The sequence below is a fragment of the Paraconexibacter sp. genome (assembly GCF_059438195.1).
The window spans coordinates 20,410-31,592 of sequence record NZ_JBLKKY010000049.1 but is presented as its reverse complement, the minus strand read 5'-3'; the positions used below and the strand labels follow the sequence as shown (position 1 = coordinate 31,592).

11 protein-coding genes are annotated in these 11,183 nt (G+C 74.0%); 9 read left to right on the top strand and 2 right to left on the bottom strand.

Annotated elements, in window-relative coordinates:
- The 4 genes from ACME2J_RS15855 to ACME2J_RS15840 all read left to right on the top strand — a co-directional run.
- Nucleotides 1–581: fibronectin type III domain-containing protein (locus ACME2J_RS15855; RefSeq protein WP_495545905.1), on the top strand; the 581-nt coding region annotated here is incomplete at its 5' end.
- A gap of 45 nt (nt 582–626) precedes the next feature.
- Nucleotides 627–1,925 (top strand): acyl-CoA dehydrogenase family protein, encoded by a 1,299-nt coding sequence (locus ACME2J_RS15850; protein WP_495545904.1) that lies wholly within the window; start codon nt 627–629, stop codon nt 1,923–1,925.
- Nucleotides 1,925–2,923 carry a M28 family metallopeptidase gene (locus ACME2J_RS15845; RefSeq protein WP_495545903.1) on the top strand — a complete coding sequence of 333 codons (999 nt, stop codon included), beginning with the start codon at nt 1,925–1,927 and terminating at the stop codon, nt 2,921–2,923. The genes ACME2J_RS15850 and ACME2J_RS15845 overlap by 1 nt, the downstream gene beginning before the upstream one ends.
- Nucleotides 2,920–3,270, top strand: coding sequence for a hypothetical protein (locus tag ACME2J_RS15840; RefSeq protein WP_495545902.1), 351 nt, complete (start codon nt 2,920–2,922; stop codon nt 3,268–3,270). The genes ACME2J_RS15845 and ACME2J_RS15840 overlap by 4 nt, the downstream gene beginning before the upstream one ends.
- Nucleotides 3,271–3,280: 10 nt before the next feature.
- On the opposite strand, the gene ACME2J_RS15835 is transcribed toward ACME2J_RS15840, so the two are convergent.
- Together ACME2J_RS15835 and ACME2J_RS15830 are read right to left on the bottom strand one after the other, a co-directional pair.
- Nucleotides 3,281–5,494, bottom strand: a complete 2,214-nt coding sequence (locus ACME2J_RS15835; protein WP_495545901.1) for an MMPL family transporter — start codon at nt 5,492–5,494, stop codon at nt 3,281–3,283.
- Nucleotides 5,495–5,594: 100 nt separating this feature from the next.
- Nucleotides 5,595–6,218, bottom strand: a complete 624-nt coding sequence (locus ACME2J_RS15830) for a TetR family transcriptional regulator (protein ID WP_495545900.1) — start codon at nt 6,216–6,218, stop codon at nt 5,595–5,597.
- 111 nt (nt 6,219–6,329) lie between these two features.
- Here ACME2J_RS15830 and ACME2J_RS15825 point away from each other — a divergent pair, with 111 nt between their 5' ends.
- The 5 genes from ACME2J_RS15825 (at nt 6,330) to ACME2J_RS15805 (ending at nt 11,149) form a co-directional block, all read left to right on the top strand.
- Nucleotides 6,330–7,295, top strand: a complete 966-nt coding sequence (locus ACME2J_RS15825) for a 4-hydroxy-3-methylbut-2-enyl diphosphate reductase (RefSeq protein ID WP_495545899.1) — start codon at nt 6,330–6,332, stop codon at nt 7,293–7,295.
- Nucleotides 7,296–7,365: 70 nt separating this feature from the next.
- Nucleotides 7,366–8,409 carry a GGDEF domain-containing protein gene (locus ACME2J_RS15820; protein WP_495545898.1) on the top strand — a complete coding sequence of 348 codons (1,044 nt, stop codon included), beginning with the start codon at nt 7,366–7,368 and terminating at the stop codon, nt 8,407–8,409.
- A gap of 75 nt (nt 8,410–8,484) precedes the next feature.
- Nucleotides 8,485–9,174 carry a TrmH family RNA methyltransferase gene (locus tag ACME2J_RS15815; RefSeq protein ID WP_495545897.1) on the top strand — a complete coding sequence of 230 codons (690 nt, stop codon included), beginning with the start codon at nt 8,485–8,487 and terminating at the stop codon, nt 9,172–9,174.
- Between the two features lie 55 nt (nt 9,175–9,229).
- A complete protein-coding gene (locus tag ACME2J_RS15810) occupies nt 9,230–10,015 on the top strand; it encodes an SDR family NAD(P)-dependent oxidoreductase (protein ID WP_495545896.1) in 786 nt (261 codons plus the stop codon).
- A 21-nt stretch (nt 10,016–10,036) separates the two neighbouring features.
- A complete protein-coding gene (locus tag ACME2J_RS15805; protein ID WP_495545895.1) occupies nt 10,037–11,149 on the top strand; it encodes a metallophosphoesterase family protein in 1,113 nt (370 codons plus the stop codon).
- Nucleotides 11,150–11,183: the final 34 nt, after the last annotated feature.

The window sequence follows — 11,183 nt, the reverse complement described above, 5'->3', positions numbered from 1 at the left end:
GGTCGAGCCTGTTCGTCCCCGGCTGCGAGTGCCGGACGAGCGTGGGCGGGGACTCGCGCTACGCCTACCTCCAGGGGACCTCGATGGCGGCGCCGATCGTCGCGGGTGTCGCGGCGCTCGTCCGCGATCTCAACCCGGACCTCTCCGCGCTCGACGTCGTGCGCCTCCTCAAGGAGACCGCGCGCCGGCCGCCCGGGAGCGAGTGGACGCCGGAGCTCGGCTGGGGCATCGTCGACGGCGGCGCCGCGACGCGGGTCGCGCGGACGCTCGACCGCCGGCCGCCGCGCTCGAAGCTCCGCAAGCCGCGCACGCCGCGCGGTCGCACGCTCACGCTGCGCTGGAGCGCCCGCGACACGGCGCTGCCCGGTCTCCCCGCGAGCGGCGTCGACAAGGTCGAGCTCTGGCGTCGCGCGAACGGGCGGAAGTGGCGGCGCATCAAGACGACGCGCCGGTCCTCCTACCGCATGCGGGTCCGGCCCGGCAGCTACTACGACTTCTACACTCGGGCGGTGGACGAGGCCGGGAACCGCGAAGGAGTTCCGCACAAGCGCGACGCCCGCATCCGCGTCCCGCGGCGCTAGCACCGACTACGGTTCGGTTCCCGACGGAGAGCGAGAGGAGCGGCCATGGCGTGGGATTTCTCGACGGACCCGGAGTACGAGGAGAAGCTCGAGTGGGCACGGGCGTTCGTCCGGGATGAGATCTGGCCGCTCGAGACCGTCTTCGGCGAGCTCGACCAGGCGCAGCTCGACCGCGTCTACGCGCCGCTGCAGGCGCGGGTGAAGGAGAAGGGGCTGTGGGCCGCCCACCTCCCGCCCGAGCTGGGCGGACAGGGCTACGGGCAGGTGAAGCTGGGCCTCCTCCACGAGATCCTCGGGACCTCGCCGTTCGCGCCGAACGCCTTCGGCTGCCAGGCCCCCGACTCGGGCAACAGCGAGATCCTCGCGCTCGCCGGGACCGACGAGCAGAAGGAGCGCTGGCTGCACCCGCTCCTCGCCGGCGACCTCAAGTCGTGCTTCTCGATGACCGAGCCGACGGCCGGTGCCGATCCGACGCTCCTGCGCACGACCGCCGTCCGCGAGGGCGACGAGTACGTCATCAACGGGCACAAGTGGTTCAGCTCGAACGCGTCGATCGCCGACTTCCTCATCGTCATGGCGGTGACGGACCCGGACGCGCGGCCGCACCAGCGCGCCTCGATGCTCATCGTCCCGGCCGACACCCCCGGCGTGAAGATCCTCCGCGACGTCCCGACGATGGAGCACCCGGAGGAGTCCTTCGGGAAGCTCGGCGGCCACGCCGAGGTGCTCTACGAGGACGTCCGCGTGCCGGCCGAGAACCTCCTCGGGGAGGAGGGCGCGGGGTTCCTCATCGCCCAGCACCGCCTCGGCCCGGGCCGCATCCATCACTGCATGCGCTGGCTCGGCGTGTCGCAGCGCGCGTTCGACATGCTCTGCGAGCGCGCGACCTACCGCTACGCGTTCGGCTCGACGCTCGCCGAGAAGCAGACCGTGCAGAACTGGATCGCCGACTCGGCGGCGGAGATGCAGGCCGCGCGGCTCATGACGCTCCACGCCGCCTGGAAGATGGACACCGACGGGGCGAGCGCGGCGCGCACCGACATCGCGCTCATCAAGTTCTTCGGCGCGAAGGTCCTCCACGACGTCATCGACCGCGCCCTGCAGATCCACGGGTCGCTCGGCTACTCGACCGACCTCCCCCTCGAGCAGATGTACCGGTTCGCGCGTGCCGCCCGGATCTACGACGGCCCCGACGAGGTCCACCGCCAGTCGGTGGCGCGGAAGATCCTGCAGGGCTACGAGCCGCCTCCCGGCGAGGTCCCCAGCCAGCACGTCCCGACGCGCCGCGAGGCCGCGCGGGTGAAGTTCGCCGAGATCCTCGACGCGGTGACCGCGAACGACTGATGAGCCGTCACGACGAGCAGGGCCGACGCCCGGAGTGGGTGAGCCAGCTCGCCGCGCTCGTCGGGTCGCTCGTCGTCCTCGGGGCGTTCGTCGGGATCGTCTTCGCCGCGATCGCCCTCGTCGACGACGACGAGGACGGCGCCCACGCGCGGGACCGGGCGACGACCGGCGCCGACGGGGTGCCGACGCCGCGGGTCGACCGCTTCGACGAGGAGCGCGCGTTCCGGCTCCTCTCCTACCAGGTGGGCTTCGGGCAGCGCCCGGCGGGCTCCCCGGCCCTGCGCCGTCTCGCCCCGGAGCTCGCCAGGCGGCTCCCGCGCGGGCGTCGCATCGCGCTCGCCGACCACCCGGGCCTGCAGAACGTCGTCGGGCGCCTGCCGGGACGCGAGCCGGCGCTCGTCATCGCGGCGCACTACGACACCGAGGCCGAGCCGGAGGGCTTCGTCGGCGCGAACGACGGGGCCGCCGGGCCGGCGGCGGTCATCGAGATCGCCCGCGCGCTGCGCAGGCTCGAGCGGCCGGCGGACGCGCGGGAGGTCCGCTTCGTCCTCTTCGACGGCGAGGAGGAGCCTGCGGGCGCCGGCGACGAGGACTTCTACGAGGTCGCCCTGCGCGGCTCGAAGGACTACGTGCGCCGGTACGGCGACGAGACGCACGCGCTCGTCCTCCTCGACTACGTGGGCAACGAGGGTCTCTCCCTTCCTCGCGAGGGGACGAGCGACGAGGGGCTGTGGCGCCGCCTGCGGACCGCGGCGCGGCGCGTCGGCGTCCTCGACGCCTTCCCGTCGGGGACGGGGCCGTCGATCATCGACGACCACTCGCCGTTCCTCGAGGAGGGCATCGCGGCGATCGACCTCATCGACTTCTCCTACGTGCACCGCGACACGCTGCAGGACACCGTCGACAAGACCTCGCCGCGGGCGCTCGACGTCGTCGGCGAGACGGTCGTCCAGCTCGTCCGCGATCTCGACCGGCGCGACGCGAGGAGCCGGCGATGAGCCCCGAGCGGTCCTTCTCGGCCGACATCGTCGTCGAGCGGACGCCGTGGGACGTCTACGAGCTCCTCGAGGACGCCGACATGCAGGAGCAGTGGCGGGCGCGGGAGAGCGTCGTCCGCACCGAGGTCGAGACGGCGCAGCCCTACACGAGGATCGTCTACGCGGACGGGCTCGAGTTCGACATCGAGCCCGAGGGCGCCGGCACGCGGCTCACCGCGACCCGGCGGCGCTACAGCCGCGGCGTGCTCGGCGGGATCGGCCTCTCGCTCATCGGGCGCCGCAGCGAGGAGGACGACCTCCGCGCGCTCCTGCGGCGCATCGAGGCCGTCCTCGTCTACGACGTGTGAGCCGCGGCGCTCAACCCGCCGTCCCGGCCGGGACGCGGTCGCGATCGTCCTCGTCGCGCGCGGGTCCGCCCGCGGCCGCCGGGGCGTCGACGCCCTCGACGAGGTGACCCTCGAGCGAGACGTTCGGCAGGATCCGGTCGAGCCACGAGGGCAGCCACCACGCCTTGTCGCCGAGGAGAGTGACGACCGCGGGGGCGATGACGAGCCGGACGACGAGGACGTCGATGAGGATCGCGAGTCCGAGGCCGACGCCCATCATCTTCGCGATGACGTCGTCCGTGGACGCGAACGCGAGGAAGACCGACGCCATGATGAGCCCGGCGAAGAGGATGACCTTGCCGATCCGCGCGAGCCCGTGGACGACGCTCTGCCGCGGGCCGTCGCCCTCGTTGTAGGCCTCGTGGATCCGGGAGAGCAGGAAGACGTTGTAGTCCATGCTCAGCCCGAAGAGGATCGCGAAGAGGATGACCGGGATGAAGGACATGATCGGCACGCCGGAGTCGACGCCGATGAGGCTCGCGCCGACGCCCTCCTGGAAGACGGCGGTGACGACGCCGTAGGCGGCGCCGACCGAGAGGAGGTTGAACACCGCGCTCACGAGCGGGATCCACAGCGACCGGAACGCCGCGATGAGGAGCAGGACGCTGAGCCCGATGACGGCGGCGATGAACACCGGGAGCCGTGACGCCGTCTTGTCGGAGAAGTCGACGAAGCTCGCCGTGTTGCCGCCGACGAAGACGTCGAGGGGCGTGTCGGCGGTCGCGGCGGGGAGGACGTCGTCGCGGAGGCGGTCGAGGAGATCGGTGGTCGCCTCGTCCTGCGGCGCCGTCTCGGGGATCGCGAAGATCGTCGCGATCTCGCCGTCCTCGCTCGGCTGGGCGGGGGAGACCGACGCGACGCCCTCGGTCGCGCGCACGGCGTCCGCGACGCGCTCGATCTGCTCGCCGGTCTGCGGATCGCCGACCGGGGTGTCGACGGCGAGGAGGAACGGGCCGTTCGAGCCGGGGCCGAAGGCCGCGCTGAGCTGGTCGTAGGCGACGCGCTGCGTCTTGCCCTCCGGCTGGTTGCCGTCGTCGGGCTGGCCGAGACGCATCTGCGTCACCGGCGTCGCGAAGAGGAGGAGGACGCCCACGCCGGCGGCGATCGAGAGCCACGGCCGCGCGGTGACCCGCTCGCCCCAGCGCGCGAAGGCGTCGGACGGCTCGACGTGCTCCCTCCGCTTCGGGGCGAGGCGCCGCGAGAGGGCGCCGATCATGATCGGGAGGATCGTGAGCGCCGAGACGACGACGCACGCGACGCCGATCGCGGCGCCGATGCCCATCTTCCCGATGATCGGGATGCCGATGACGAGGAGGCCTGCGATCGCCACCATGACGATGAGCCCCGCGGCGACGACGGACGCGCCCGAGGTCGCGGCCGCCTTCGCCGAGGCGTCGCGGACGCTGTCGCCCTTCGCCACCTGCTCCCGGTAGCGGCCGATGATGAGCAGCGAGTAGTCGATGCCGGCGCCGAGGCCGAGCATCACCGCGATCGTCGTCGCGAAGTCGGGGAGGCCGAGCGGCGAGGAGAGCGCGGCGAGCGCCATCTGCCCGACGACGACGCCGATGAGGGCGCCGGCGAGCGTCGCGGCCATCGCCGCACCCGAGCGGAAGAGCAGCGTGAGGAGGAGGATCGCGACGGCGACGCCGATGAGCTCGCCGACGGGCACGGACGGCTCGGAGGCGAGATCGACGAGGATGCCGCGGGCCTCGACCTGGACACCCGCCTGCTCCGCCGTCTCGGCGGCCGCGATGAGCGCCTCCCCGTCCTCCTTCTCGGCGTCCGAGAAGTCGAGGTCGTAGCGGACGTCGACGGCGGCGAGGCGGCCGTCGGGCGAGAGCTGGCCCTGCTGCTGGAAGGGATCGCCGATCGTCGCGACGTCGTCCAGCCCGCGGACCTCGTCGAGCGCGCGCTCGACGGCGGCGCGGTTCTCGGGGTCGGTGATGCGGCCGTCGTCGACGGTGAAGACGAGCGTCGAGTCGACGCCGGCGAACGCCGGGCTGTGCTCCTTGAAGAGGTCGACCGCCTCCTGGGACTCGGTACCCGGGATCGCGAAGTCGTCGGCCGCCTTGCCGCCCTGACCGGCGACGACGCCGAGGACGAGGACCGTGAGGAGCGCGCCGGCGAGGCCGCGCTTCCAGTGGTGGGTGAGCGCGCGGGCGACGCGCGCGAGCAGGTGGGACATGCGGGTGGCTCCGGCGGGAGAGGTGGGCGGCGGCCCGTGGGGGAGGGCGCCGCCGGAACGCTAGCAGACAGCGAGTGCAATCTCGCAGTCTGTGCAGAAATCACACAGCAGGGTGCGCGCGCCGCTCGCGGAGGGCGTGGATCCCGCCGCGGAGGAACGCGAAGGCCTCCTCGAGGATCTCCTCGGGCGTCGGCTCCGCCTCGCCGGCCGCGCGGTCCCCGGCGTCCTCGAGGGCGACGAGCGCCGCGACCGCGGCGGCGGCGACGAGCCGGGGGCGCAGCCCGTCCGACTGCTCTGCGAGGTCGGCCGCGACGCCCTCGCGGAGGAGCGCCTCGAACTCGGAGAGCTTCGCCGCGTGGCGCGCCGCGAGCGTCGGGGTCGCGCGGATGATGTCCCGCCGGCAGCGCTCCGCGCGATCGGTCGGGTCCATGTCCGCCATGACGTCGACGATCCACGCCTGGAGCGTGTCGAGCGTCGTCTCGCCGGCCTCGCGTGCCCCGAGCCGCCGGGCGAGCTCCTCGAGCGCGTCGGGCATGTCCGCGAAGACGACGTCCTCCTTCGAGGGGAAGTACGCGAAGAAGGTCCGCGGCGAGATGTCCGCCGCCTCGGCGACGTCCGCGACCGTGACGGCGTCGAAGCCGCGCTCGGCGAAGAGGCGGACCGCCTCGCGGACGATCGCCTCGCGCGTCCGCTGCTTCTTGCGCTCGCGCAGTCCAGGGCTCATCCGTCCGAGGCTAGCAATCCTGCACTCGCTGCAGAATCGCACGACCCCCGAGGGGTCTGCACCGACGACCGAGCGTGAAACCCGCGTCGGTCGCGTCCGTACACTGGGGACATGGCCTCCACGACCGTCGAGAAGCTCCTGCTCGCCGCCCCCCGGGGCTACTGCGCCGGGGTCGACCGCGCCGTGCAGACCGTCGAGCGCGCCCTCGAGCTCCACGGCGCGCCCGTCTACGTCCGCAAGGAGATCGTCCACAACAAGCACGTGGTCGAGCAGCTCCGCGAGCGCGGGGCGATCTTCGTCGACGAGCTCGACGACTCGATCCCGGAGGGCGCGATCACGGTCTTCAGCGCCCACGGCGTCTCCCCGATGGTCCACGACGAGGCCGAGCGGCGGAAGCTGCGGACCATCGACGCGACGTGCCCGCTCGTCACGAAGGTCCACCGCGAGGCGGTCAAGTTCGCCCAGGAGGGCTACACGATCGTCCTCATCGGCCACGACGGCCACGAGGAGGTCGAGGGGACGATGGGCGAGGCGCCCGACTCGATCGTCCTCGTCGAGACCGAGGCCGACGTCGACGCACTCGAGGTCGCCGATCCCGAGAAGCTCGCCTACGTCTCCCAGACGACGCTCTCCGTCGACGAGACCGCGCAGATCATCCGCCGGCTGCGTGAGCGCTTCCCGAGCATCACCGGTCCCCGCACCGACGACATCTGCTACGCGACGACGAACCGCCAGGCGGCCGTCAAGCAGATGGCGCAGCACTGCGACCTCGTCCTCGTCATCGGGTCGAAGAACTCGTCGAACTCGAACCGCCTCGTCCAGGTCGCCGAGGAGCACGGTGCCCGCGCGCACCTCATCGACAACGAGACCGAGGTCGATCCCGCCTGGTGCGAGGGCGTCCGCGTCGTCGGCATCTCCTCCGGGGCGAGCGCGCCCGAGGAGCTCGTCCAGCGCCTCGTCGCGTTCTTCCGCGACCGCGGCGTCGAGGACGTCAGCGAGTTCGAGGTCCTCCAGGAGGACGTGCGCTTCATGCTCCCGAAGCCGATCCGCCAGGCGATGGCGGCGGCCCAGTCCTGAAGGGCCCGCGCGGCTCGTCCATCCGTCCACGTCCTGCCGCCCCGCGTGCCGCGCGGCCGATTGGCAGGGTGTGAGGACCACCGCCCCGGACGCCGACCCCGGCACGCTGCCGCAGCTCGAGGGCGAGAGCGAGCTCCGCGCCCGCCTCGTCCGCACCGGAGGCCACCTCATCGCGCTCGGATGGGGGCTCGCGCTCGGCGGCGCGCTCGTCGCGTCCGGGCCGCCTCCATCCGGGGACGCCGCGCTCCTCGTCGTCGCCGCGGGGCTCGTGGGCGGCACGTTCACCGCGGCGCTCCCCGCCGGTCGCCGCGCGCGCATGCGGACGGAGATCGTCGCCGCGGCCCTCGTCCTCCACGTCCTCGCGATCGCGGCCGCGCTCGACTCCACCGGGACGGTCGCCGCAGGCGCCTCCGTCCTCGCCGCCGCCTACGCCGGCGCTGTCGTCCCGGGGCGCCGCGCCTCGCGCGCGCTCGTGGTCGCCGCCGCGGCCGCGCCGGTGCTCGTCGCCGCGCTCGCCTCCGGCCGCTCCGGCGACATCCTCGGCGCCGCGGCCGCCCTCGCCCCGGTCGCGCTCGTCGTCGGCCTCGTCGCCGCCGCTCTGCGCGCCGAGGCGGCACGACGCGAGTCGATCCTCTGCGCCCTCGTGCGACGCGACCCGCTCACCGGTGTCCGCAACTACCGCGGGCTCCACGAGCAGCTCGCCGAGACCGTCGCCCGCGACCCGCAGCGCTTCGCCCTCCTCACGATGGACGTCGACGCGTTCAAGGCCGTCAACGACCGCTACGGGCATCTCGAGGGGGACCGCCTCCTCCGCGAGGTGAGCAAGGCGCTCGTCGACAACGTCCGCGGCAAGGACCTCGTCGCCCGCCAGGGCGGGGACGAGTTCGCTGTGCTCGCGCCCGAGACCGGTGAGGAGGGCGCGCAGGCCCTCGCCGCCCGCATCGAGAAGGCGATCTCCGAGATCGAGCTCATCGAGAGCGGGCCTCTCTCCGCGTCGATCGGCATCGCCGTCTATCCCGACGACGGCACGACGGTCGAGGAGATCCTCGAGCGCTCGGACGACGCGCTGCGGGAGCTGAAGGTGACGCGTCGCGTCGACGTCATCCCCGGCTGACCGCGCGAGATGCAGCTTCGTCACCGCAGCGGTGACGAAGCTGCATCTCGCGGAGGTTGACGGGAACATGCGCGCGTGATCGCGCTCGAGGGCCTGCACGCCGTCAAGCACGCGGCCCGCTTCGGCGCCGACGTGCGGGACGTCCGCGTCGCCGATCGCGCCGCGGCGCTCGCGCTCGCCGCCGACCTCGCCCCGGATCTCGTCGCCCTCCTCGAGGGCGCCGCGGAGGTGGGGGAGGAGGCGGTCCGCGCCGCGGCCGGCGGACGGTCCGTCCCGACCGGTGTCGTCGCCCGCGCGGCGCGGCCGGAGACGTCCATCGCCGACGTGCTCGCCGCGGAGGGTCCCGTCGTGCTCCTCGACAGGCCCCGCGCGGCGGGCAACGCCGGCGCGGCGATCCGCGTCGCCGCCGCGGCCGCCGCGGCCGGCGTCCTCGTCACGGGCGAGCTCGACCCGTGGCATCCGGTCTGCGTCCGCGGGGCGGCGGGCCTCCAGTTCGCCCAGCCGGTCGCCCGGGTCCCCGGATCGCTCCCCGGCGACCTCCGCGCGCGCCCGCTCGTCGCGGTCCATCCCTCGGGAGCGACGCGGATCGGCGCCGATCCGCTGCCCCGCGACGCCGTCCTCGCGTTCGGGACCGAGCGCACGGGCCTCGACGCGGCGCTCCTCGCCCGCGCGGACGTCGTCGCCGCGATCCCCATGCGCCCCGGCGTGAGCAGCCTCAACCTCGCGACCGCCGTCGCGGTGGCGCTCTACTCGCAACCGACCTGACGACACTCGCCCCAGGCGTGAGCTCCGTCATGGGGTGGGCGCATACGCTGCAGCGATGCCCAGGATCTGCGTCATCACCGGAGCCTCGAGCGGGATCGGCGAGGCGACCGCGCGCCGCCTCGGCCGCGAGGCCGACACGGTCGTCGTGCTCGTCGCCCGGCGCAAGGAGCGTCTCGAGGCCCTCGCCGCCGAGCTGCCGAGCGCGACGGCGGTCGCGGTCGACCTCCTCGACGACGACGCTCCCGCCCGGGTCCGCGCGCACGTCGAGGAGGCGCACGGCGGCCGGCTCGACCTCCTCGTCAACAACGCCGGAGCGGCGTGGCGCGGGACGTTCGCCGACACCGGCTGGGAGAACGTCCGACGGCACATGGCGATCAACTTCGATGCGCAGCTCCGGCTCACCGAGGCGCTGCTGCCGCTCCTGCGCGCGAGCGCGCCGAGCCAGATCGTCAACGTCTCGAGCACGGCCGGCCGGGTCTCGCGCGCCGGCACGGGCGCCTACAGCGCGAGCAAGTTCGCGCTCGCGGGCTGGAGCGACGCGCTCCATCAGGAGGAGGCGCCGCACGGCGTGCACGTCGGCCTCGTGCTCCCCGGCTTCGTCGCGACCGAGGGCTTCCCGCAGCGCGAGCTCGTCGAGCGGGCGGCGACGCGGTGGATGGTCTCGACCCCGGAGAACGTCGCCGAGGCGATCGTCGACGCGGGCCCGGGCGGACGGGCGGAGCGCTACGTCCCGCGCCCGTACTGGCTCGCGGCGGTGGCGCGCGTCCTCCTCCCGCGCCTCGTCAGCCGGGCGACGGGCGGCGGCGGGCTCACGCCCAGCTCACGCCCCGGCGGGTCCTGAGAAGTAGCCTTCACCTGACCCGTGCGGACGCTCGTCATCAGCGACCTCCACCTCGGCAACGTCCGCGGGACCGACGTCCTGAGGCGTCGCGGTCCCCTCGAGGAGCTGTGCGTCGCCGTCGCCGACGTCGAGCGGCTCGTGCTCCTCGGTGACACGCTCGAGCTGCGGCACGCGCCCGTCCGCGAGGTCGTCGCGGAGGCGCGGCCGGTCCTCTCCGCCCTCGGAGAGGCGCTGGGGCCGGGTGGCGAGCTCGTGCTCGTCACCGGCAACCACGACCACCACCTCATCGCGCCCTGGCTCGAGGACCGGGCCTTCGGCGCCGCCCCCGGCCTCTCGCTCGAGGAGGAGGTGCCCGTCCGGACGTCGACCGCGCTCGCGGCGATCGCCGAGGCGGCGGCACCCGCCCGCGTCGACGTCCGATTCCCCGGGCTGTGGCTGCGGGAGGACGTCTACGCGATCCACGGCCACTACCTCGACCGCCTCATCACGCTCCCGTCGTTCGAGCGCCTCGCCCTCGGAGCGATGAGCCGCGTCGTCGGGCAGGTCCCCGAGGGCCGCGGCGCCGCGCGCCCGGAGGACTTCGAGTCGGCGCTGCAGCCGCTCTACGCCTGGATGCACGCGGTGGCGCAGAGTCCCGCCGGCACCTGGTCGGCGAAGCGGCAGCGCAACTCGGCGGACACGTGGCAGACCCTCACCGGCGAGGCGGGGGCCGAGAGCGGGGCGCGCACCTCGCCTCGACGGCGCGCGCGCACCGCCGCGATGCGCGCGGCGTTCCCCGTCGCCGTCCGGGCGCTCCACGCCGCCGGACTCGGCCCCCTCAACCACGACATCAGCGGCGTCGAGCTGCGCCGCGCGGGACTGCGCGCGATGAGCGACGTCGTCTGGCGGCTTGGACTCGACGCCGAGCACGTCGTCTTCGGGCACACGCACCGCTCCGGGCCGCACCCCCACGACGCCCCGGGTGAGTGGCGCCTCGCCGCGACGGGGACGCAGCTCCACAACGCCGGCTGCTGGGTCGACGAGCCGGTCTTCGCGACGGGCGGTCCCGAGAGCCCCTACTGGGCGGGGCGGGGCCTCTACGTCGACGAGAGCGGCCCGCCGCGGCTCGAGCGCATCGTCACCGACCTCGGCTGAGGCCGTCTTCCGGGAGGGCGGCGCCGTGTCGGCC